Annotated in this window: 20 protein-coding genes and 1 pseudogene; 14 read left to right on the top strand and 7 right to left on the bottom strand. The window is 32.8% G+C overall.

The window, feature by feature from the left end:
- The first annotated feature begins 577 nt into the window (after window positions 1-577).
- From HZI73_RS00565 to HZI73_RS00535, 7 genes and pseudogenes are all read left to right on the top strand, one after another.
- Window positions 578-2,032 (top strand): RNA-directed DNA polymerase, encoded by a 1,455-nt coding sequence (locus HZI73_RS00565; RefSeq protein ID WP_212696350.1) that lies wholly within the window; start codon window positions 578-580, stop codon window positions 2,030-2,032.
- A gap of 141 nt (window positions 2,033-2,173) precedes the next feature.
- Window positions 2,174-3,304: pseudogene (locus tag HZI73_RS26840) on the top strand (IS3 family transposase).
- Window positions 3,305-3,622: 318 nt separating this feature from the next.
- Entirely contained in the window at window positions 3,623-3,766 is a 144-nt protein-coding gene (locus HZI73_RS00555; protein WP_212696349.1) for a hypothetical protein, read from the top strand.
- A 116-nt stretch (window positions 3,767-3,882) separates the two neighbouring features.
- Entirely contained in the window at window positions 3,883-4,518 is a 636-nt protein-coding gene (locus HZI73_RS00550; RefSeq protein ID WP_212696348.1) for a hypothetical protein, read from the top strand.
- 729 nt (window positions 4,519-5,247) lie between these two features.
- Window positions 5,248-5,811: a GNAT family N-acetyltransferase gene (locus HZI73_RS00545; protein ID WP_212696347.1), complete on the top strand. Its 564-nt coding sequence runs from the start codon at window positions 5,248-5,250 to the stop codon at window positions 5,809-5,811.
- Between the two features lie 466 nt (window positions 5,812-6,277).
- Complete coding sequence (locus HZI73_RS00540; protein WP_212696346.1) at window positions 6,278-6,907, top strand: pre-toxin TG domain-containing protein; 630 nt, start codon at window positions 6,278-6,280, stop codon at window positions 6,905-6,907.
- A 12-nt stretch (window positions 6,908-6,919) separates the two neighbouring features.
- The gene (locus HZI73_RS00535; RefSeq protein WP_212696345.1) at window positions 6,920-7,321 is read left to right on the top strand and encodes a CDI toxin immunity protein; all 402 of its coding nucleotides are present in this window, start codon (window positions 6,920-6,922) and stop codon (window positions 7,319-7,321) included.
- 282 nt (window positions 7,322-7,603) lie between these two features.
- On the opposite strand, the gene HZI73_RS00530 is transcribed toward HZI73_RS00535, so the two are convergent.
- The 6 genes from HZI73_RS00530 to HZI73_RS00505 form a co-directional block, all read right to left on the bottom strand.
- The gene (locus HZI73_RS00530) at window positions 7,604-8,473 is read right to left on the bottom strand and encodes a hypothetical protein (protein ID WP_212696344.1); all 870 of its coding nucleotides are present in this window, start codon (window positions 8,471-8,473) and stop codon (window positions 7,604-7,606) included.
- 705 nt (window positions 8,474-9,178) lie between these two features.
- On the bottom strand, window positions 9,179-9,610 hold the full coding sequence (locus tag HZI73_RS00525) for a hypothetical protein (protein WP_212696343.1): 432 nt from the start codon (window positions 9,608-9,610) through the stop codon (window positions 9,179-9,181).
- Between the two features lie 380 nt (window positions 9,611-9,990).
- Complete coding sequence (locus tag HZI73_RS00520; protein ID WP_212696342.1) at window positions 9,991-10,647, bottom strand: class I SAM-dependent methyltransferase; 657 nt, start codon at window positions 10,645-10,647, stop codon at window positions 9,991-9,993.
- Window positions 10,648-10,671: 24 nt separating this feature from the next.
- Window positions 10,672-11,106, bottom strand: a complete 435-nt coding sequence (locus tag HZI73_RS00515; RefSeq protein WP_212696341.1) for a hypothetical protein — start codon at window positions 11,104-11,106, stop codon at window positions 10,672-10,674.
- Between the two features lie 42 nt (window positions 11,107-11,148).
- Window positions 11,149-12,030 (bottom strand): IS3 family transposase, encoded by an 882-nt coding sequence (locus tag HZI73_RS00510; protein ID WP_281418898.1) that lies wholly within the window; start codon window positions 12,028-12,030, stop codon window positions 11,149-11,151.
- Between the two features lie 8 nt (window positions 12,031-12,038).
- Window positions 12,039-12,335: a transposase gene (locus HZI73_RS00505; RefSeq protein ID WP_212696339.1), complete on the bottom strand. Its 297-nt coding sequence runs from the start codon at window positions 12,333-12,335 to the stop codon at window positions 12,039-12,041.
- A gap of 517 nt (window positions 12,336-12,852) precedes the next feature.
- Here HZI73_RS00505 and HZI73_RS00500 point away from each other — a divergent pair.
- The 5 genes from HZI73_RS00500 to HZI73_RS00480 all read left to right on the top strand — a co-directional run bounded on the left by HZI73_RS00500 (window position 12,853) and on the right by HZI73_RS00480 (window position 18,049).
- Window positions 12,853-13,011, top strand: coding sequence for a hypothetical protein (locus tag HZI73_RS00500; protein WP_212696338.1), 159 nt, complete (start codon window positions 12,853-12,855; stop codon window positions 13,009-13,011).
- Window positions 13,012-14,781, top strand: a complete 1,770-nt coding sequence (locus HZI73_RS00495; RefSeq protein WP_212696337.1) for an ABC transporter ATP-binding protein — start codon at window positions 13,012-13,014, stop codon at window positions 14,779-14,781.
- Window positions 14,774-16,513 (top strand): ABC transporter ATP-binding protein, encoded by a 1,740-nt coding sequence (locus tag HZI73_RS00490; RefSeq protein ID WP_212696336.1) that lies wholly within the window; start codon window positions 14,774-14,776, stop codon window positions 16,511-16,513. The genes HZI73_RS00495 and HZI73_RS00490 overlap by 8 nt, the downstream gene beginning before the upstream one ends.
- 171 nt (window positions 16,514-16,684) lie before the next feature.
- Entirely contained in the window at window positions 16,685-17,203 is a 519-nt protein-coding gene (locus tag HZI73_RS00485) for an AAA family ATPase (RefSeq protein WP_212696335.1), read from the top strand.
- 63 nt (window positions 17,204-17,266) lie between these two features.
- Window positions 17,267-18,049 (top strand): class I SAM-dependent methyltransferase, encoded by a 783-nt coding sequence (locus HZI73_RS00480; protein ID WP_212696334.1) that lies wholly within the window; start codon window positions 17,267-17,269, stop codon window positions 18,047-18,049.
- Window positions 18,050-18,188: 139 nt separating this feature from the next.
- Here HZI73_RS00480 and HZI73_RS00475 read toward each other — a convergent pair whose 3' ends face one another.
- Window positions 18,189-18,509 carry a helix-turn-helix domain-containing protein gene (locus HZI73_RS00475; protein WP_212696333.1) on the bottom strand — a complete coding sequence of 107 codons (321 nt, stop codon included), beginning with the start codon at window positions 18,507-18,509 and terminating at the stop codon, window positions 18,189-18,191.
- Between the two features lie 538 nt (window positions 18,510-19,047).
- On the opposite strand from HZI73_RS00475, the gene HZI73_RS00470 reads away from it, so the two are divergent.
- Window positions 19,048-20,586, top strand: coding sequence for a stalk domain-containing protein (locus HZI73_RS00470; protein ID WP_212696332.1), 1,539 nt, complete (start codon window positions 19,048-19,050; stop codon window positions 20,584-20,586).
- A gap of 378 nt (window positions 20,587-20,964) precedes the next feature.
- Window positions 20,965-25,911, top strand: coding sequence for a hypothetical protein (locus tag HZI73_RS00465; RefSeq protein ID WP_212696331.1), 4,947 nt, complete (start codon window positions 20,965-20,967; stop codon window positions 25,909-25,911).
- Window positions 25,912-25,919: the final 8 nt, after the last annotated feature.

The raw sequence follows: 25,919 nt of genomic DNA, 5'->3' as shown, positions 1-25,919 counted from the left end.
AGTTATCTCAAAGTTAATGTTAGATAATATTTAACATATGCGTAAAGATTAAGCCCGTTCCCTCTAAAACTATTCATAATAGTAAACCTCTAATATAAACAAGACATAATACAAGATAGCCGTTATATATAAATAGGTGTAAATTACCATTGTATAGCATATCGGTAACTAAGCACAGTAAATTATACATACTGGTGATGGGACTATTTAGCTTTCTTGTGATTAAGGTAATAGTGCTCTCTATACTAAGGAATTCCCCTATATCCTATATAACTTTGGAGTTGAATTTTATCATATGGTTAATAAGGCGACAATAATTATTTCAAATATTTTTTTAGTATTTCATAAGTATTTAGAATTAATTATATCTACGAGATATTGCTAGTATTAATGCTATTAGATATACTTAGATAAAGGGTATTACTATGTTCCTTTATAATAGTTATAATGTACTGGGAATTGGAGGGAATTATGAAATTAGAAGAACAGTCAATAAGATGGGCTATAAAACATCTATATTAAAGAAAGTGATACTGATTTATTTCCTAGACCTAAAGAAATAGAAGTAATAAGCGATATGGAAGAAGATATCGTAAGTAAACTCATTAAAATTGACATTGGGAATTATAATTGGCAGTCTAACAGAAGATTCTTAATTCCAAAATCACAATATTCTTATAGAGTGTCAACTCAGTTAGATCCAATAGATAGTATAATGATATCTGCAATACTCTATCAATTCGGTAAAAAAATTGAAGAAAAAAGAGATGTAGAGAGTGAGAAAAGGGTTTTCAGTTATAGGTTTTCGCCAACTGTAGACGGAGGGCTATATAAAGACAATGATGCGTGGAAAAAATTTTGGAAGCATTCTTTATCTCAAGCTAAGAAACACAAATTTGTTATTTATATAGATATTGCAGATTTCTATAACCAGATATATCATCATATTGTTGAGAATCAACTTATTAGCTGTGGATTTCCTAATGAAGCTAAAAAATCAATTATTTCTTTACTCGAATCTTGTACACAAGGAGTATCAAGGGGTATTCCAATCGGTCCCCACTTTGCTCATATATTAGCGGAAATGACTTTAATTCCAATTGATAGCGGATTTAAAATGAGAAAATATGAATATTGCAGATATTCAGATGATATTTTAATTTTTTGTGACAGAGAAAATGATGCAACAAAAATAATATATGAAGTAGCAAATATGTTAGATAAACAACAACGTCTTATGATGCAAAAACAAAAGACTAGAGTTTTTACGCTAGATGAATTTGAAGATAAATATCTTCAAATGTTAAATGATAACCCAATTAGTAATGATGAAAGAGAGATTCTTGCAATCCTAAGCCAAAAAACAAGTGGTAATCCATATGCCAAAATTAATATTAAAGATCTCGATGAAGAGGAGCGTTCTAAATTTTCAGAAGAAGCTTTAAGAAATCTAGTTGAATTATATTTAGAAGAACAGCTTCCTAATTATTCTAGACTGAGATGGTTCTATAGAAGGCTTTCACAAGTTGGTACTGACAATGCAATTGAAGTAACAATAGAAAATTTTGAACGATTAATCCCAGCAATCAGTGATATATGTCATTATTTTATTTCAGCAGTTAGCTGTAGTGAAAAGACAATAATGCATAAAACAGGTAATCGTATTATAGAATTATTGAATAATGAAATCGTTAAAATAAATGAATTCTTTCAAATCTCATTATTAAGTTTATTTGTAACGAATAATAAATTAAACCATATCGATAAATTAATAGATATTTATAGAACTGTTCCTGAAAGCTTAAAAAGAAAAATAATTTTAGCAAGTTATATAGCTGGTGGAGAATCATGGATTAGAGACTTAAAAGAAGAAGAGAATAAAATGGAGTTATGGAATAAGAGAGCTTATTTTATTGCATGTAGCATATTGCCAAGAGATGAAAAGAAATATTATCTAAAAAGGATGAAATATAAGGTTCATACTGATGATATCATGACTCAATTAATTATAAGATGGTCACTACAACAATAGATAATTAATGATTAGTGTCCCAACTGGTATATCAATCAAATAAATTGTGTGGAAAAAAATAATTATGTGGTGTTAGTATATAAGTATGGACACGAAAAGTTTAACACGATAAAATGTTCATAAGAAAAGGAGTGTTAAACAATGTCCAAAACAGGTAACAGATATTCTGATGAATTCAAACAACAAATAGTCGATTTGTATAATGCTGGCAAATCAGTATCGGCATTAAGTAGTGAGTATGGCGTAGCAACAGTAACTATCTATAAGTGGATTAATAATCTTTCTCCAATTAAAGTTTCTGAGGATGAGACAATGTCCGCTAAAGATTATCAATCAATGAAAAAGCGTATTGCTGAACTTGAGATGGAGAATGAAATATTAAAAAAAGCTACCGCCATATTCGCAAAAAAACACTAAATGAACTTGTCAAATTCATTACTAAATATCGTAAAAAATATACTGTAAAGCTTATATGTAAAGTGTTGAATTTCCTAGAAGTACTTATTATAAAGCTCTACTTAGTGTACCTTCAAAAAGAATACTTGAGCGTCAACAACTTCAAGAAGATATTTTGAAAACATATTATAAAAGCAAAAAACGCTATGGTGCACCTAAAATTCACAAAATGCTTTTAAAGATGGAAAATCTGTTAGTTTAAAAAGAGTTCAAAGATATATGAGCTCTTTAGGAATACGTTCTATTGTTGTCAAGAAGTATAAACCACTGTCTTCAAAAGCACCTGTCATGGAACGTGAAAATCTTTTGAATCAAGTATTTGATGCGGATACAATTAATCAAAAATGGTGTACTGACATCACCTATATTCATACGATTAAAGATGGTTGGACTTATTTAGCTTCAGTAATGGATCTCTATAGCAAAAAAATAATGGGCTATGCGTATGGACAAAAAATGACCAGTGATTTAGCCATAAAGGCTGTAGAAAATGCTTGTTTAAATGTTGAGGATACATCGGGTATTATCATCCAAACAGACCTTGGCACTCAATATACAAGCCATCAGTTTATGGACTATATCGCCAGAAAAAATATGATACAATCATTTAGTGGCAAAGGCAATCCGTATGATAATGCTTGTATAGAATCTTTTCATTCCGTGATTAAAAAAGAAGAGGTACATCATCACCATTATTATGATTTCAATATTGCTAGTAAAGCAATATTTGAATATATTGAATCCTGGTACAACAGAGAAAGGATTCACAGTGCAGTTAATTATATGACACCTCAATCAGCTTACGATGCTGCTTAGGGTCAATTAGAAAAGTTAAACTTTTTGTGTCTACTGTATTGACTCAAGTCCAATACAATGGCTTTATTACCATTAAAGATGAACAAATTCCAATATAAATACTAGATTATACCGATGGTTCTAAAATAAACTTTAATAATAATGGGAGTGATTGATAGTACATCAAGAACTATTATAACTTAGATTTTGATTAAGCAAATATAATTGGTAGTTTTGGTACTACCATAGAGCGAAATAAAGGAATGGCAGTAGATATGTTAAAGTTTTATTTAACATCACTTGGATATAGCGAATATGTAGAAGGAGAAAATACTAAAGGTGGATAACAAGCATGCTAATGACCCATTGGTAGCCTATATTGAGTTCACCATTACAATTACACCTAAATTCTACAAAGATGATAGTGTACAAATCATTAGTGAAAATCAGTTGTTAATTTTTATACTGGGGTTTATGAGTTAAATATGATATGTATAATGACCTAAGGCAATCATAGGCAACGATTACTAAAAATAGTAGCATAATAAGAGATGCCATCAATAAATATGAGTTTAGTTATTAATAGGAGAGCATATTAAGTGGATAATGAAAATGATCATATAGAAGACGTAAAAGAATGGATGGAACATCAATATGACCTAGGGCATTATATGGGAGGGAATATACTTCCTGCATACAGAAAGCCTACAAAAAAGTTAGGAATATTTCTTCTTATATCAGGATTAAGTGTATCAACCATATACAGTATAATATTTATTAAAGCATTAAGTGAAATCAATGAAAGAGTAGGATTTATTGTATTTTCTATATTGGCTTATGGTGTATGTATCTTGCAAATCATAGGTGGGATACGAATACTATCCAAAGTGTATACCAAAGAACAAATAGGGAAAATTAAAAAGAGAACATATATCGGTACTATACTAACTGTTATTGCAGTTAGTATAGGTATATTGATTCTATCGCAGTTTAGAGTAACTGAAGGTATAGAAATTACTAGTGTTAATCAATTTAAAATTAGACAAGTTAACTTAAAGAATTATGTATATGTAAAAGATAAGGAACTCAAATGTAACCAAGATGATTACGGTATGTTATGGGAATATAAAGTAGTTCCAACTGACAGTATTAAGTATATAATAACATATCAATACTATACATTTAATCCCACAAAGGGGAAAATAATAAGTATCGAAGAAATCCAAAAAGAATAAATGTATACTTAATTCTTGTTAGTGTATATGCTACAGATATTTATTATAAATGGTCTAAAGCAATATAATTGGATAAAACTGTAAAAACCCCTTAGTTTATTAAAGCTAGGGGGATTTAATAGATATTTTCGGGAATTATAGTCATAGGTTATTCATCTATTACCTGTAACCATGACCAAGCTTAAAACCACTAGCATAAGCTATCTAAATGAATAGCTATAAAGTGAAAAGTACTAGGGTCAAAACTTACCAATAGCCATCAAGTGAATACCCCTAGGGTCATAAGCCTACGAAGCGGTTTTAAGGTCTTTCGGCTGGAAAAGCTTTTCAGGGTCTTTCTCTGAGGTAATAGAAACCAAGAGCCACCTATATGTCCACAACCCACTAAACCCTATTACCTATCTTTTCTAAATTCACGATATAAGGCAGTTCGTATCATATAATGACACGAACATGCTCCATTAAACAGGTTGCTAAGTAAATATACAATCTTAAGTAAATATCGCAAATCTGTCCACCCCCAATAGCTATAGAATTCAGATTTTCGTTGACTAAATAGCTTATATCATAGGGTTTATTAGAGGTCAATGGTTATTTTAAATATTTTTTTAGTGATTCTTATTCTTTTGTGTGTTGTATCATAGACATATTTCTGATAATATAACTGTATTGTCGGGAATTTGCTAGTTAGACAACAGAATCAATTAGTATCTACAGGAGGGAATATACGTGAAATATATTGAACTTGAATCTGAAAGACTAATTTTTAGGAAATTTAGACAAGAGGATTTTCCAATTATCTATGATTGGCTAGGTAATCTTGAAAATATGAAATATAGGTCTAGTGAGCCTAAGAACGAGAAAGAAGCATATGAATACTTAGATTGGGCAATTAAATGTGTAGAGCAGGAGGAATGTATAAATTTTAGATATGCAGTTGTATTAAAAGAAAATAATGCTCTCATTGGCTCGTGCGAGCTGGCGTTTACACATAAAGATCCTTCTGAGTTGGCGTGGGAATTACATCGGAATTATTGGAAAAAAGGATATGGAACAGAAATTGGAAAAACATTGTTACGACTTGGCTTTAAGACACTTAATTTACGCCGAATAATTGCAGATTGTAATACATTAAATAGAGGGTCATACAGAATTATGGAATTGATAGGTATGCGTAGAGAGGCGCACTATGTTAAATATTATCGTGGAAATAGTGCATTAAACCACGCGTGGTGCGACAAATATTTGTATGCAATCTTGCAAGAAGAATGGATCAAAATGAAAGAAAACTAATCCATAACTTCCAATTTATTAATTACAACTCACTATTTTGATGATATTGGCTAGTAAATTATCTGAAAAACAACATGTTATCTATATAATAAGAACTTAAGTGATTAAAGTGAACTATTTTTAGTTAATGGCTATTGGTAGGTTCCATTGATTCCATCACCTAAACCATTGGTTAACTAGTTATGTTAACTTTGTTCTGTAGTATAAAAGATATTATTCTATAGATATCTACTATATATAAAGGTTTACAGTTACGGATAGTTACAGGGGCGACGGGCTTAATCTTTATGCCTATGTAAAGAACAATCCAGTAAACCTAATTGATCCAACGGGTTATTGTAGTCAATCATCCAATGGTAGCACAGAAACAAAATATATAGAAAGCCAATTCTCTCAATATGATATAGGCGATAACGCTATTATATTTGCAAATAACGGACAACCCTTCTTAGTTGAAATAAAAGAATTGACGTTTAATGGTGAAAAATATAAAGGATTTTGGTTTGATACCATAGAAGAATGGAAAACTTTCGGTAATGCTAATAAAATATATGTATCACCTAAAGAATGGATTTCTACCATTATAAGGCTAAACCCAGTCGATGCATTAAAAGATACAATAGATTTAATTAAAGGTGAAGATAGCGTCACGGGAGAAAAAATTAACAGATGGCTATTAGCTGGAATGATAATTACTCCTGAAGCAATAGATATTGCTATAAATAAGGGTTCCAAGAATGCTGATGACATAGTAGATGCTATTAAAAAAGTTAATACACAAGGCGAACAAATGGTAACTGGAGTAAAATCCTACGAACAAGCAAGAAATCTAGCCTTGGATATAGCTGATTTAGGAGCAGACTCTAAGCCTTATTATGGAAGGCTCAAATCAAGTGTCGGAGATGGACAAATAGTTGGTAGACAATCTGCTGATGGTAAAATACGTTGGAGATTAGATTATGATCCTAATAAAGGCACTCATATAAATGTAGAAGATTTTAGTTCAGGAAAAGGAATCAATGCTAAGAAATATGTTATACCATTTGAAGGCGATGAATCTACTTATAAATCATTACTTAAACATTTGAATAGATAGGAGGAAACTTAATTGACTCTTTTAGATGAATGTCTTGAATCATTACAAGGTAATTACAAGGTATTATCTGATAATCAAGGAGAGCAACTTTTAGAAGAATTATTTGAAGTGTTTCCCCTGACAGACTGGGGACGGCTTGATTGGAATAGGCTAAAAATAGCGAGTAAATGTACCTATAATGAAAATTTCATTGATAGCATTAATAAATTCTTTGGGAATCACAAGTCAGATGTTACTATTGTATGGGATGAAGTAAACCATCCTGTAATCACATCCAAACTATCATCAATTTTAGATGTAATTGATGATGTGACTGCTGTAAGTTCTAATACTTGGATATTCTCCAAAGACAAAATGAAAGTAGTGGAATTTTACCATGATGGTGAGATTACTTTAGGAATAATCAATAATTAAATATGATTTTTCTAGTAGTGATGTTATTAACCAATAATAAACGTGTCATGACAGCGTTTGCTGTCAAAAGACACGTTTATTGTTTTATCAATTTTTTATTGATATTGAATAAACATAAGCAAAGAGCCTATGTTATAAGCTTCCACATCTTTAGCCAATAAGTAAAAACCACTAGGGTCAAGCCTGACGCAGCCTTCGTCTGCGGGGGAAATCGTCTAAAGTATTTCTAGAGGGGGAATCTATTTATTCTCAATTATATGTACATTTAGTAACATTAAAAAATTATTTATTTGTAAGAATTATTGAGTTAAGAATCTCTCTATATTCCAAATTTCTTGCTTCCAAATTCTTTTTTAAAGTACTTATTTTAATTGAAATGAAGCCATTATCACTTTCAAGAAATCTTATAAGGCTTTTGCATTTAACTTTGCGATTTAAGAAATCCATTTCATAAATATTATTCTCGCTTATTTGTACACTTTTCAATATTGTTATTGGCTCATCATAATTCTTCGGCTCCAAAAGATGTTCAATGTACTCAGTCAAATTGATTCCATCATATAAATAAGCCTTCTCTTCATAAGTTATCATTATATCATCCCTTGTTATTGGATTAACAAAATAACCTGAAACTTCATCCTCTTTAATTTTTTCTTTTAAGAAACGATTTGGTATTGCGATACTAAGTCGGGTAGATTTATCGATCTTTATAAGCTGATGAACTTCATCTTTATTCAATTTGATTAAGGCTGATACAAAAATAATAATTCCAGTAATTGATGTAATGGTTATAGCACTATCAAGTAACAATCTGTTGATATCTAGGCTATGACCAAAAGTATCCAAAGCAAACTGCAAAAAATCAACACCTATTAGTTTTAAAATAAATAAACAGGTTAAGCTTTTTACTACTTGCCAAAGTTTTTTTGTTCTTGGACCAGAATATTTTTTTAATGTTTTAATAAATAAGAAACTATTGTCGAATTCATTGGTTGCTATTCTTTCAAATAAATACGTTACTCCTCCACCTAAAACAAGTACTCCAATTATAGCTATAATATTACTTTGTATAATGGTTGATAAGATAAATAAACTAGTTAGCACACCAATAACTAATTGAATAATTATACCCCATTCTTTTTGTTGTTTCATACTAATCCCTCCAAAATTGTTTGTGTATATAATATCATTTATATAGTTATACAACAATATCATCAACTTATATAAGAACAATAAACTCTTATCATATATGATTGATATTAACATAGAACTAAAAATATATGTATTTGACAATTTTCTGTGTAGTATGCATATAAGTATATGATAATTGCTTGTATAGAAGGTAAGAGGACTTTTTGAACGACTCATTTGATATCATGAATAATCGTTTAGGGTGTAAGCAATCTTAGAATTTGAATTATAAAGCCCTAATGAATATTAATCATCAGACATAAGAAGATACCATTATGTTTTTACTTTATACATACATTTAAGATTCAAAAAGAAAAGGTTACTTTGCTCAATTGAAAAGCAAAATAACCTTTTCTATGCTATAAAATTTAGCTCGTCCCTTTCTTGCTGCCATTTACTCGCTCCTTGTATGCAGGTAAGTCATTCTAAACGTCCCCATGCCTGCAATAAGATGTGTCATCCTCTTTGTTTAGTTGGCTCTTGTTTATTGACCCCAAAGGAAGACCTAGAAATGCTTCTCCCCAGAAAAGACCTTAAAAAATTTCGTAAGCTTTGATCCTAATTTCTTACTTTCTGGTTATTGAAATTAAGAAGTAAATTAAAATAAAAAAACTGTTCCTTATATCAAATGTAGCTGACGGGACACGGTTTTATTATTTTTAAGTATTACTTAACCCATTCGGCTATTCGTTCACCTTCTTCTAAGTTTTCACGTTTATAGTGATATACTAAGCCAAATTTATATGTAAAATTCTCTGCTATAATATAATGTTTTTCAAAAGGTTGGTCAAATTCTTCTGCTAATTGTCTATCTAATTCAATGCAGATGACCGTGCCATCTAACCCCTTTGAAAATAGTCTTTCTTTTTCTAAATCCTTTTTTTCCTGTAAAGTAGCAAGTCTAAATGTTGGTGATTCAAAATACTTAGGTAAGGAGATATAACTTGGATTCTTTATATAAATTTCTAATTCATGATGATAACTAGAGTCAAAACTACCTATAATAGTTAGTTCCCCATACATTGATAAGCTAAGAATCTCAAATTCTTCTATATTTACTTGTTGCAATTCTTTATTTAAAGCATCGTAGATATTCATAATCTCCTCCTTTAAGGCGTTAGGGGTACAATAAAAGGGCTGGGATTAAGATTTAGGCTTGGTGCAGAATAAGTAGGATTAACTGGCATTGAAAGATATCTATTAGTATAGGTTATTGGTTTAATAACACCATCATTCTATCTTACCGTACTTGATGTTCAATCATCAAAAATTGATGTCATTAAATATTTACCATAATCTAATGATACCTAAACAACTTCTCCATTTAATGATTCTGTTTCCTTTAGAAATTCATTATGATTTTGAAAACGATTAATTTGGAATGAAATTAAATAACAATACAGCGAATTATACATACCGGTGATGGGATGACACTTGCACTTTATTCTCTTTTGTAATAGTAAATATGCGTCATTAACCTACTTTAAATATTCTATATTATGTATATTTGTATTCTTAACAGCTTTTATGACTGTTGCAATCTCCATATTATTATCTTCTAACTTAATTATTTCAGTAGTCACGCATCCTAACTCTTCTAGGTAACCAATAATCTGATTTATATCTGATGGAAAAACATGTATTTTTCTATTACCATAATCAATATAATCATCTTGATTGCTATCAACAGAAAGAACAATATTTCCTTCCATTTTTAATGAATTAATAATACTTTTTAATGCTTGCTTTTTGTCATCGATATGCATAAAGGTTAAAACACTATAAGCTGTATCATATCTTTCTGTACCGAGGTACTCTATAATATCACCTTCAACTAATTCTACATTCTTATAATCTACTAAATTTTCACTAGCCCTTTTGAGTGTTAAGGGTGATATATCCATACCTACTAGCTTTTTGCACCCTTGTGCTAATACTTTTCTTGCAATTCTACCTGTTCCAATTCCAACTTCTAGTATGACCTTATCCTTATCAATATCAAGTAGTTCAATAAACTTATCCCCTGTCCAACGTTCCATGTATTTTTGTAATTCTTTACTGTCATGACATGGATCATCGCCTTCAATAATGAGTGTATCATAATGCTCTTTTACACAAACATAATTATCTGACATAATTTTTTCTCCTTATTATTTAAGTCATGATGTAGAAGCCTTTTTGATCATCTTATCGACAGGTACCCCATTTTCCAATGCACTTTGTTCTTTAACAAATCCATATTCTTTAATTAATTCTCGCATATAGTTAATATGTTCAGCGTTACTTTTTATTAAATTGATGGCAATTTCTATTCTACTGTTTAATTGACCTAATGCATAAGACATTAACATATCACCAGCTAATTTATAGTATTTGGTATGAGAAATACCCAAAAAAGTTATTCGATTATAGGTATGAGATAGTGCTATTATTCCTAAACACCCTTTGGTTTCTTTATTGATAGCCATAAAAGCTTCTTGTTGCTTAATTTTAGCCTTCATATAATCACCAAATGCCATATCTTTCTCATTGCCTTCATACCACTGTACAAGGTCAGGAACGAGTTCTTTAACATAATTATGGTCTTCTGTCAAGATATCGGACAACTTAAATTTAATAAACTATGTTATACCTTATTATGCGAGATTTGACATCTCGTAATTATTGGGTGACTCTAAACCACATGCACTGTGGGTTCGTCTTGTATTGTAGAATCCATCAATGTATTCAAAGATTAAGTCATGTGCATGCTTAAGATTTTTAATCACAAATCTATTTAGCCATTCACGTTTAATCACTGAATGAAATGCTTCTATACATGCATTATCCCAAGGGTTTCCTTTACGAGAATAACTATGCATGAATTGGTCTGATGGTGTTGCCTCATAGAAAGCTTTTGAGACGAATTGGACACCACGATCACTATGAAAGACAACTGGATCAGTAAATCTCCTATTTCTCTTTGCTTTATTAGTAGCTGCTATTACTCCTTTAGTTGATAATGAATCTGATAAATGCCAGCCAATGATTTTACGTGAGTATAGGTCCATTACACTTGTTAGATAGCAAAATCCTGTAATGGTCCAAATATAAGTGATATCACTTACCCAGACAGCATTGGGACGTTCAGGATTGAAATTACGATCTAGAATATTATGAAGTTTACTACTAAAGTCTGGATTAATGGTAGTCCGTTTATACGGACTAATCCAAACAGCTTTAACACCTTCTTCTTTCATGTAATTACTAACGGTTCTTTCAGAAATCCTATGTCCTCGTTTTCTAAGTTGATCTGTGATTTTGGGTGCACCATATATTTGATTAGAATCGTTATGTATTTCAATAATTTCAGCTTTTATAGCTTCTTTTCGAAGTTCTTGATTAGAAGGTTTTCTATTTTTCCAATCATAGAAACCAGATTTAGAAACGCCCAAGAATTTGAGCACACCGCTAACAGAAAAGCTGCGTTTCTTTGTTGGCCGTTGTTTTTGATTTTCTACATCAACTGCTTGGAATATTGCTTTCGTTAGTCGTTCAGTATGCTCATGGCCTTTTTTAGAATATCAATTGCAGCTTGTGCATCACGTAGTTCTTTCTTTAGTTGGGCTATTTCTTTCGCTTCGTCAGAAGCATAGTTACCAGCTCCACGGTCGGAAACGGTACCTTCATTTTTCTTTGCATTTTGTATCCAATTGTTGATTGATGCCTGGCTTACTTGAAGTTCTTCGGCTACCTTTGCCATTGATTTGCCTGATGAATGATAATAATTAACTGCATCTTGTTTAAACTCGGTTGTATAGTGTCTACTATTTTTAGTTCCCATAAATATCTCTCCTTCTCAAAGTATTATAATATATTTTTGAGTTTAAGTATATTTATGTTGTCCTATATTTATTCTAACTCCATTATCATATTCATGTGAAAGCGTCATCCAAGTAGGAATATCTTTCATTGTCATTGGTCTTATCATAATTTTATTCATTCAAATACTCCTTATAAATGGTCTTATCAGATGGTAATAGTTTTCAAAATTTAACTTTGTAGATTTTCTACTAAAATTAATACTATCAAATTTTCTACCTTCATGCAATAAAAGAACAAGTTTCATAACAGTAACGATCAACTAGATGCAAGCACCTCAATATCATGATTAGATTATAGAAATGTGTTCTTTCTATATGATGATGAAATTATTATCCAACAATACTTACCTTATACAAAATGGTTATCAACATGTAGCACGTATCATATACACAATTAACCTATATATGGTAAAATAATATTTAGAATATATAGGTATAAAGGATAGACAAGTAAAGGTTAATAGATATGGTATAGACATGAATGAGATAGAACAAGAAATATTAGAGTATGAATACATTGATGAAGTTGTTGTGATGAAAGGCATGGTTGAAGAAGATCATGTTTTTCTACGTGCTTTTATGATTGCCACCATAGCTACTAAAATACAGTATGTCATGTTTGCTAGGAGGTTGTAGATGTTAAATAATAAGCAAAAGGTTAAAACCAATAAAGCTGTTGTGTGGATGATTAAGTTGATTAAGCCATACAAATATTGGCTATATATACATTTAGTCGCTTTAATCATACTCACAGTCATCAATCTGGTAAAAGTATATTTTATTAAAAATCTAGTGGATAATACATTAGATAGTCAATATGAAAATATGATAGACATTATTGTATACTTGGTTTTAGTATTAGTTATGGGTATTGTCATAAGCTATCTTTCTACCTATTCTTCTGGCCGTTTTAGCCATTTTGTAACATTAAACACAAAACAAAAGATTATTGAACATATAACCAATATGCATATGGAAGATTTTGATAAGCAATCAATAGGAGAATATGTTTCCGTATTAAGTAATGAAGTAGGTATAGTTTCAAGGTTTGTAGGACAAACATTACCGAGCATTCTATTTCAAGGTTGTATGTTGGTAACAGCTTCTATCTATATGATAGCAGTCAATTGGAAACTCTACCTTGCCAGTTCATTCCTGATTCCATTTACGCTAATTATTCTAAATAGACTAAGTCAAGAGGTTAAAAATTATTCTAAAAACCGCTTAGAATTTATCGGTCAAGGAAATACAGTCATACATGATACACTTAGGGGAATGGATACGGTAAAAGCATACAATCTACAGAATAAACGTCTTAGTACACTAAAATACCTACTGAATAATGCCTATAATATGGAGAAAAAACTTGAGAAAATTAGAGCAGTATCTTTACCGATACTCTTTTTACAAACGCGATTTACCCATATATTATGCCTTCTAGTTGGAGGTTACATGGTAGCTCAAAATACCATAAAGCCAGGTGATTTAATTGCGTTTATACAACTCATAGGATTTATTATTACACCAGTAGTATTCTTTCCACATTTATTAATCGATATAAAGCATGCAAGTGCTGCACTTAAGAAGATCGGAGATTTTTTAGATTATGATACAGAGCGAGTTGATGGGAATGACTATCCTTATATAAAGAATCCTGTTATTGCTTTTGATCATGTATGCTTTTCATATAATCAATCGACAGATGTGCTAGATAAAATAACCTTTCATATAAACAAAGGTGAGATAGTAGCTTTTGTGGGAGATAGTGGAAGTGGCAAGAGTACCATCATAAAACTTCTTTGTGGGTTTTATCATACATATAGAGGTACGATTAAGTTAAATGGTGAAGAAATGTCCAAATGGAATCTTAATAGTTGGCGTCATCAGATAGCACTTGTATCACAAGATATTTATCTCTTTCCTGGTACTATAGCAGAAAATATCGCTTATGGATGTGTTGGTGCAACCATGGAAGAAATCATGTTTGCGGCTAAACAGGCAAATGCACATGATTTTATTATTAAAAAACCTGAAGGATATGGAACTAAAGTTGGTGAAATGGGAATGAAAATATCTGGAGGGGAACGTCAACGTATTTCAATTGCTAGAGCAATATTGAAAAAGACACCTATATTGTTGCTAGACGAATCTACATCTGCACTGGATATGGAGTCAGAAGCTATGATTAATCGCAGCCTGTTTGAATCTAAACAATGTCCTACAATCATAACAGTAACGCATCGTTTAACAATGGTAAAACAAGCAAATCACATATATGTACTCAGTAAGGGTTGCATTGTAGATAAAGGCACACATGACACATTGATGGAAACCTGTGATAAGTATAAAAAACTTTATCTAAAGCAACAAGTAGATAAAAATATAAAGGGGGAATACGATGATTAAGAAGCTTCGCATAGATCAATTTATAAGAGTAATGAGATTAATAGAAGATAAGTTCTTTATATACGTATTATCTCTTTTTATCAGTACTTTCTCTTTGGCAATGTATGAAATTATAAATAGTCTAATCAATAAAGAACTTCTAAATGCAGCAGTTACTCAACACTATGATTTAGTGTATAAAATAATTATCTTTGCAGTCATAACATTTATTATATTAAACGTTGTATTTGACCCTGTTGCAAGATACATAAATCGCAAGATCATTAGAAAAACCATATTTCATATACGTGTCAACGTATTTAGGCATCTCATGGATTATCCCATGACCTATTTTAAGGCTAATCATAGTGGTGACCTATTATCTAAGGTTAATAATGATTTAAATCAATTAGAAGGTGCATATGGAGATAATATACATCGTGTTATATCAACCTTGATACAAGGAATTGGTGCTACCATTACCATGTTTTTACTTGATTGGAGGCTTGCGTGTATGACCATAGGTCTTGGGATTATATCAATGGTCGTCAATATGGCATACGCTAAACCTCTAGGAAGAATAAGCGATAAAATTCAGAAGTACACAGGTACTTCTACACAATATTTTACAGATATTCTATCAGGAATTAGTATTATTAAGATCTGTAATATACAGAAGATATTAACGAATAAGTACTATGAGGTTAATAAAGATATAACAGATGAGGAAATGAAAAAAACGGCTCTAAACGCTCAAAATAACAGTCTTAACTTCTTAATATCCTTTTTAAACATAATAGGCATATTATGTATTGGTGTTATCATGTTTAACTATGGTTTAACAGATATTGGAACAATAATGGCAATCATAACTTTACAAAATAGTTCTAATAATCTATTTCTACGACTTGGAGGATTTTTTTCCAGTTTACAGAGTTCTTTATCTGGAGCAGTACGCATTCTTGAATTATTGGATAATAAAAAAGAACCACAGATGAAATCAGGTATTGGAGAACCTTCCATATACCGTAATGACATCGTTGCCTTTAAAAATGTATCGTTTAGATATGGTGGTAAAAATGACACCATTAAAAATATCAATATACATGCTAGGAAGAATGAGACAGTAGCTCTTGTTGGACCAAGTGGAGGCGGGAAAAGTACTATTTTAGAACTTATGTTAGGTTTTTATACGGTAGAATATGGTGATATTATTATTAACGAAAAATCCATTAAATCCAAATCCATGACTGAACTGAGAAATGAAATAGCATATGTACCTCAGAATGTTCATTTATTTGGTACTACGGTTGAAGAAAATATTAGATACGGTAATCTTGCAGCCCATGACCAAGAAGTCATAAGAGCTGCTAAGGCGGCTAATGCCCATGATTTTATTATGGCATTACCAAAGGGGTATCAAACAATCATCGAACAAGGGGGAGAGGGGTTATCAGGAGGCCAAAAGCAACGTATAGCTATAGCTAGAGCATTCCTTAAGGATGCACCAATATTGCTCCTAGATGAACCCACATCATCATTAGATACGATGAGTGAGGGACTCATACAACAGGCATTAGAACGCCTTGCTACTGAACGTACAATAATAATGAATACCCATAGACTATCAACTATTCAAAAGGTGGACAGAATCTATGTCATAAACCAAGGAGAAGTAGTTGAGGCAGGTCATTACAATGAACTTATAAATCAATCGGGATTATTTAATAAACTAATATACACGATGTTATAAGATAGTGGTATAAATGAGCGGAATAAATTGTTTTAAATGTAGGTATAGTATGATTCATAAAAAATGATAAATGCAAACAGTATTGATATTGTGATTTGTTATTCGTCATAGACAAGAGATTTTATAGACTATTGTATATAATACATAGAGTTTAATTTGAGGTGATACATATTGAAGAAAATACTAATAACGGGGATTGTAGCAAGTGGCAAAACCACTTTTGCTAAGAAATTGTCTAAGATACTGGATATAAAGTACTATGAACTGGATAACATTACGTATAATAGTAAAGGTATCTCTAAAAGAAGCAAAAAAGAGCAAATGGATATGATAAGAGAAATTGACTTAAATGGACAGTGGATATTTGAAGGATTAGATAGAGAATCGTATAGAGAACTATATCATATGGCAGACAGTATCATTTTTTTAGATATGCCAATCAAATTAAGAAAAAGACGCATGATTACTCGTTTCATTAAACAACAACTAAAAATTGAGCCATGTCAGTACACATCAGATTTAAAATTGATAAAACGTATGTTTAAGGGCACTAGAGATTTTGAAAAGAAAAAACCTGAATATGAACGATTTCTAAGGCAATTTAATGATAAAGTAATCCATTTACAAAAATCAAAAGAGGTAAAGGCTTGGTTAAAAGAAAAGAAAATTTCACAAACAAATTCTATGTAATGCTATCCTAATGCTATAATTCTATGCTAATATATTATTACTATTAAAGAGGAGGGTACAATTATGCCAATTATCAAAGGACTTGAATGGACTTTCAACACCGTTTACAAAGAATATGACAAATGGCGTCCTACTTATGTGAAGGAGTTATATAAGGATATTTTTGCTTACAAAGACATAAACCCATCAAGCAAAGTCGTTGAAGTAGGGATTGGAACGGGACAAGCGACACTTCCTATACTTGAGACAGGCTGTTTCTTAACTGCCGTAGAATATGGTGATAAATTATCAATATACGCAAAGCAAAAGTTCGCCAGCCACAGGAAATTTGATGTTGTGAATGCTAAGTTCGAGGATTTTGAATGCGAAGATAATTCAGTTGATTTAATTTACTCTGCATCAGCTTTTCACTGGATTCCTGAGGAGATAGGTTATGCAAAGGCTTACAACCTACTAAAAAGTGGAGGCGTATTTGCACGATTTGCGAATCACCCTTATAAAGATAAAAGTAGACCAGGCATGCATGAAGCCTTACAAAAAGTATATGATGTTTATATGCCTAATTCATTAGATGGAGAGGAATACAGTGAAGATAACGCAAAAAATCGGGCTAATATTGCTAAGAAATATGGGTTTATCGATATCGATTATAAGATGTATTATAGGACAAGAACTTTTACTTCAGATGAATATATCCTACTTTTAGGAACCTACTCCGATCATATTTCAATCCAAGAAGACAAAAGAAAGAAATTTTTTGCTGAAATCAAAAATGCCATTGATGAATTGGGTGGCTTGATTACACTTTATGATAGCATTGATTTAGCGCTTGCAAGAAAACCTTAACATGCTATTTTACATAATTTTTTAATACAAAACTTAGTACCAATTGAGCTATTGGAGAAAATACAAATAAGATTTAATAAGATATAAGTGTAAGTGCAAACTAAAATTCTGGTTAGCATTTACACTTTTTTATATTGCTTTATAAATTTGCAATGATTGTTATCATGTCTAATATCGCTTTTGTTTTCTCAGGAGAACATTCTTTTAGTAACGCATTTATTTCAGGACTTAAATAATCATCAGATTGAGTATTTATACCTGTTAGCAAATAAGCAGGAGAAATACTTAGGATATTACTCATCTTTACAAGCATTTCAAGGTTAATTTTTGCTGAACCTGTCTCTATTCGACTGATATATTCTGGCGATACTTTGAGTATTTCTGAAACATTTTCTTGTGTTAAATCTGTTAATTTTCTACATTCTTTTATTCTCTTGCCAATTAATTTGTAATCAATCATTTTAATCACCCTATCTAATATATCAATAATAACCTATAAGTTTAATGAAGTTATAAGTTATCATTGAACTAATAGGTTATATTTGGTATAATAAATATTATTCACTCTATGTATTGATGTTATTCATCAGTAATATATCTTGAAAATGTATAAGGTTCATAACAACCCCTTTCTATTAATCCTGTCTTTTTTATTTTAAAGGTCAATGATAAGGAGAATGATTAAGATGGACTTTATATGTTAGCATGTAGCAAAGGTTACTTCGCTTTTAAGCAGGCAAGTAACCTTTCTACATGTAAAGATTTTGTTTAATTCTGTCAGCATATGTCGTATATTCCATTTATTAGTCCAAATTAATCAACCCAATTTACCAATCAAGTATTGAATACATAGTGCTAAAAGGTTATAATTACCTCATACCAATAACTGTCATTCAAACTTGAAATATTTTGAACATGAAACCTTTTCTAATAAGAATGTAGTGGTAAAACGCAGTAGTCAACATAAACGCACAAAACAAATTTCGGAGGGATGTATAATGACATTAAAAAGAATAGCATTCATACTTAGTCTTGTTCTAATCAGTACAACACTTATTGGATGTTCGAACACAGAATTAAAAGTAATGGAAGCCATGATGAAAACAAATGAAATAGTATCTTGTGAGAAAGATATTGAGCTATCAGCATTTTTAGATTATGATGGATTCTCAGAAGCGGATGCAGCTGAGCTAGAATCCGTAAAAGAAATCATTAACCAAGCAAAACTATCACTCAATTACAAGGCAGTGAAGAATGAAGAAAATACCATGAACAAAGTGGCTGTAGAAGGTAATGTGGAGCTGCAGGGTATGCCAATCGATTTTGGTCTATGGTTGGATATGGATATGACAGATGAAGAAGATCCTAAATTTGTGCAGATTATCAGGCAACCTGCTATGATGATGCAAGATTCTACAAAGCCTTATATGGCAATGGATTTATCCGATTCCTTAACGGGCATCAACACCCAAGAATATGGGAATATCATGAAGCAATCTGTTGAGCTTAATGAATTTGTTTTAACATTTATCAGAGAATATGTCAAAGATTTTGATTTAGGAGCGACACTCATATCTGAAAACGGTACGCAAGAAGTAGATGGGGAAACTCTTCCTAAATATCAATTAAAGATAGATGATAAAACAGCTAAAAAGTTGGTAAGACATCTGGTAGATGATATGCTTGTTAATGGTAAAGGCATTGATTTTATGGACCAATTAATGGCAACGCAACAAAAGAATATGGAAGCTATGTATGATAATGCTGACTTATCTTTAGAAGAAACGGAATTTCCAAAACCAACCCAAGAAGAAATAGATGAATTCAAAGAAATATTTAATGAGTTCATGGATAAACTTGAAGATGTAACGCTCTTTGGCAGCGATGGTATTCAAGTGGATTACGTCATCAATAATGATGGTTACATTGTCTATGAATCAGGCGTAGTGGATATCAAAATAAATATTGAAGATATGTTTACAGCTTTTGAAAACGAGATAGTAAATGAAGGTCTAGATCTTGGTGTCATTCAGTTAAAATTAAAGTATACCGTCAACACAAAAAATATAAACAAAGACATCACAATTGACATACCAAAGCTTTCACATGAAAATGCTTCTTCCCTTAACAGTGGTATGAATGCTTATCCATACTATGACTTTTTACCCGAAGACGTTATTGATGATTCAAAAGATATCACCATCTATGTGAATGACCAAAAAGTTGAATTTGATAACAAACCGTTACTTGTTAATGGCAGAACACTTGCACCTGTAAGAGAAGTCATTGAATCTATAGGCGGGAATGTTATATGGATAGCAGACAGCCAGACCATTATGATGTCAGTTAATGATTCCGTTGTTGAACTTAAAATAGATGAACAGATGACCTTTATTGATGGTGAGCTGGATACATTAGAAGAACCTGCTAAGTTAATTGATGGTCGAACATATATCCCAGTAAGATACATTGCAGAAACCATTGGTGGAGAAGTAACATGGGATAACGATACATCAACCATTCATATTAACTACTAATTTCTAATAATGACAGAGCATATGGCTCCAATACCAAAGAACGAATAAATCGTTAATGCTTAGTCGTATCGTCACATAAAATGTTTAATAACCATCCTAGCTTTATCATAGCTTGGGTGGTTGTTTTATGTTCACCCCATTGCCATCAATAAAGCTTCTAGAAGTTATATTTCAAAGGCATATTTAATACATTAAATAAACGTTAAATACGACAAAAAACTATAACATTTTCTACCCGAATAACCGATATAAATATGAAAGCCATTTTCATCTCAAATCATAAGAATAAACATAATTGATTCAATAATAAACACATCAGATGTGTTGATTGCATAGATGGGAAAATAATAATAGCAAATGCAATAGGGGGATAAAGGAATGAAGAATAAGAAGATTAAGTGTGGTTATAAAGCGTTAAGTCTTTGTTTGATAGGTATCATGTTATGCATGACATGTCACGTCACATCCTATCATGTTAAAGCAGCCACGGCGATCGGGTATGAGTGGAAGAGAAATGATACCATGGACGAGCTGCTTCAGACAATTTCCAATAAAGCTGGTGATGACGAAGCCTTGCTTACTTGGGATATGGACAAGTATGGTATCTATGAGTTGGAATATTTTCTAAAGGATGATACGAAAACAAGAGTTACATTTGAGCATGAAGTGGATAAGGTTACCGTAAGGTACAGCATCATTACTGAATCTACCAGTACCAATATCACAAGTACAGAAGCGGCTAAGTCCTATGCAGAGATGGACTATAGCTTAATGGTACCTACATTAAAGACCGTGGACCCAGCAACTGTTCTAGATGGTGGCGAGCTGAAATATGTGATCACAAGAGGGGCAAGTTCCAAGTACCCAGGTGTTGCCTTTATCATCAATAACATGCCTGTTCGTTTTCGCTGGGACATGCAGACCAAAAAAATGAATTTCTTAACAAAAGGCATTCCTAAGGGTTATATCATTGATTTTAGACTAACAGACCCTGATACGATCAATGAGAACATCCAGTTGTTAAGAGCCCTTGATAACTTTGAAATAACACCTAGCCATTGGGTAAACGATGGGGGTAATATGAACTTAGATACCATCATCCTGCCACCTGGAACACCCAATGATACCAAACCAGGAAGTAAGCCTGGATTAACCATTTCATTTGACCGTCCCAAGGTATTGGGTATTGGCAATATCTATGACTATGCAGGTGACGTGTTTAAAAATACCGGTGGTGATACCATAAAAGCCATTGTTACCTTGAAGGATATCAAGGATAATGGAAACAACACGGATATTATTTTTGATTTTGATGCTCCTATTGGGGGTAGTGGTACATTTACCACAACACCCACATCAACATCGGATAACAGTACGGCTCAGTATACATACAATGCAGGCAAGTATACCATTGAATTGGTAAAAGACCGAGCAGGACTTCAGAATGGCAGTACAGATTTCCTTCAATGGGATGATCTAGAAGCCAGTCGTGTATACATTGCCTCGATTAACCTAGAATCCAGTGTCCTGTACGAGTTCCATGACTATGAACCGGTCAACGAGTATGCCTATACCTATTTGGACTATGAAGTCAAAAGAGCCAGTATGGATGATGCCTATCTGGATATCGCACCCTATGCGGGCAGTAATGCAGATGACCTTGAATACACCATTTATCATAAAAAGGCCGATGCAGTTTTCACAGACGATAACATATGGCTGAAACACTACCATAATCAGCAAAATCTAGACAACAATATCTACATACCCGTACCTTTTAAAAATGGTAGTTCTCAGGAATTCTATAAAGTAGGCGTCCAATTTGCAGGAACCAAGTTGGATTCCCAGACCATACATTATCAACCAATCAATGACACCAATGTGCCGCCGCCAGTACCTAAGGTCAAAGCCATTAAGAACTTAGCGGTTGTACCACCGGATGATGTGACCTCTAATGAGCCAAACCAAGTCCAATTTGATCTAGAATGGTATGCACCATCAAAAACCTTATTGGACCAGATGTTAGCCAATGCAGGAGACGTCATCTACTATGAATTTCAAGTCAACGATATACCACAGGTGGATTCAACCAATCCTTATGAGATTATAAAAGTATTTAGAGTGTGGAAAGACGGTTCAGATATAAAGGTGGAAGAAGTTAATACAGGTAAAACCCCAGGTACACCTACCAATGCCATTGGAGCCTATAATGCATTCGGGTATAATGAACGAGACGGTCTTTTTGAAGTGCAGAACATTGTTATAAAAGACACGATAGGCTGGTCTAAACCTGTTGTCAAAGATTTAACCCAGCCAGACCCCAACAAATATACGGAAGCACTTGCGGCAACAGACCCGTATAACTATGAATATCCAGGGATTAACTTTATAAGAATGAAATCCGTCTACATTAAAGCTGGCGGTGGAGGAATAGGTGAGAGTGACAGGTCCATTGCCGATAGTCTATCCCTAAGTATGATTAAATACGATATACCCATCGTGGATAACCTGGCCTATATACCACGTATTACATCGGATACAACCCCCAAAGTTGGCATGAATGTGACGTTTAAGTTGGCAGATGTAAGCAATTATGAAAACTTTATGTTAGCGCCCATTGGTAAAGGTGTTAATAACATGGATTATCGGGTATATATCTCTCAAGATAAGCAGAAGATATTGAATCTGGATAACACCATGACAACGGATGATCCAGGTAATATCATGAATATCTTGGACCTCGTTGATCCAGCAAGATTAACGGCCAATGGTATTCATAAGATTAATATCGCAGGGGATGATTTGGAACTAACCAGTACGGAGATAGATCCCCTTAGAAATAATGATATACTCTACTATGATATTAATAAAGGGCCTGCGGAAGCAGGTGTTGGGGAAATGAAATTACTAAACCTTGATCCCAATACAAATTATTATGTACGTGTTGTGACAAGGTTAAATATACATGATGTAGGAGATACGTCTACCATCATTGAGACAAGGCGTTCAGAACCCTCTACCATGTTAAGTGCCACATCACCAGTGGTACCTTCCGAGCCAGGGGAAAATGAACTCATTCCTCTTGCACCAGAAGATATGGAAGTGAAACATTACGATGATAATAACTTAACAGGTGAAATCTCTTGGTCGTACCCAGATGAAATCACTTTTGAGAAAGATAAGTATGGCTTTGAATTGATGAGCATAGAAAATAAAGCACTACCAAGTAGTTTGGCAACCGTTCTGTCCATGAAAGATTTAATTGAATCAACAGAACTAACAGGTACCAACATGGAAGCTTGGCGCATTCTTGTTGGTGATTCAGGCTATGAACTTAAGTACTATAATAAAACAACGGACACTTGGGACACCAACACAAGCTTTACATTTACCGTAGCCGATAATAAAATAACCATGATTGATGGGAATAACATGCCCAACAAAGTGTATTATTACTATGCACGGACCATTAAGATAGAAGGTGACGTTTCAAAAGGAGCATCGGCTTGGGTAGGCGATACCTTAACCACAGCACCTATCAAACGCCCCATTAATCTTATAGTAGCCCATAATTCCTCCTATAGCTATGACGAAAAACTGGAAACCATCATTCGTTTTGATGCACCTGTTCCTAGCGATTTTCATACAACAGGGGACTACATCATGCAGGTTTTTGTCAAAGCAGACAAGGACGTGGATTACACCAATAATACCTATACCTATACGTATCTAGGACAGGAAGAAGGAGCTAATGATGGGTACACGAGGATGTATTATAAGATTAGTAATCTAAAACCTGGTACTACCTATAGCATCAAGGTAAGGGTAGAGGATCGGACCATGCCAATGGAGACATTACCTAATGGTACCCAAGTGTATCCGTTATCCAGCTTTTCAGAGCGGGTTACAACACGAACGGATTTTGATCAGGTAGATTATGATAAGGAACAGAAGTACTTACAATATATCCAGTACTATCTGGACAAAGCACAAGAGCTGAAAAATACACCCATATGGCTCATTGAAGAGAAGGATACACTGAAAGTGGTCAAATACCGTGGCGAAATGAACATTGGTGAACTTAAATATGTATCCGATGGCAAATACTATTTAGAAAGTGCTATAGAAGGGATTACCCAGATCTATATACCAGCCAAAATGATTCAAACCGCTAACGATAACAGCATCACCATCATGACAAAATTCCCAGAAGGTGAATTTGGTATACGACCTTATGCCGTATCACAAGAAGATACACAAGCCATCAAAGATATGATTACACGGATTAACCAATATAATAATGTAGAAAGAGATTATTACATCCGATTAGACGTTACTATTGGCAAATATAATGATAAAGTGGAAGGCTATAAGCCCCTTACACAACTCCTTGTTGTGGATATCCAGATTGTGGGTAGTTCAAAGTCAGAAACCGATTTTGACCTTCTGGCTCTAAGTAAATTTGATGCCATTGTGAATGGTAAAAAGGCATACCTCATTGAACAATTGGAAAAAGAATTAGAATCGGGTATTGATGAAAGTAAGTTGCTCAAAATTGTTCAAGATACCCTTAAGCTTGTACAAGAAGACCATAGGGTTTCTGTTAAGAGTTTAATGACCCAATATATACAAAAAGAATATACTTCATTAAAAGAAGTTGATAACAGTTTACATATTGCCTTTGGTACCCAATCACAGGTTGACGATATACAAGGTTATAAGAAAGATAATCATAAATGGAAGAGAGTAGATGGCTATTATTTCAATCAGCAATACACCATGGATACCTCAGAAACCGGTGCCTATTTGTTAGCCCCAAGGTCCAGTTTGTACAACCAATTGGATGATGATTATAACGGGATGGTAACGGATCTGGTGAACACCTATAAGCTGACAGAAATCTTTAATGGTGGGGAGCTAAGTGAACCTGATTCCAAGGTATATGGTTATCAGATTATTGCTGCCATTGCAAGGATATTAGGGTCACCTGACGGCCATGATACGGATACTTGGCTTATGGAACAGGGTATTAGGCTGCCAGCGCTTAACCCATATGCCTATATCACCAAAGAAGAAGCCTATTATCTGCTAGTGCAGGCTTACAGCATGAAAAACAGCATACCCCTGCAAACCATGGTCATAACGGATTATAACAGCATAGAAGATTATAGCAGCATCACCATTACTTTTAGAGACACCCTTTTAAGAGGTGTGAACTACGGTATTATTCCTATGGTGAATGGACAATTAAAACCACAGGATAATGTGGATATGGAAACCGTTCTTGAGATACTCACACGTATTGAGAACAAGATTGATTGGTAAGGAGGTAG

The sequence above is a fragment of the Vallitalea pronyensis genome (genome assembly GCF_018141445.1).
Taxonomy (GTDB): Bacteria; Bacillota; Clostridia; order Lachnospirales; family Vallitaleaceae; genus Vallitalea; species Vallitalea pronyensis.
Note: the sequence above shows the minus strand (reverse complement) of the source record. Positions and strands in the feature narration are given on the sequence as shown.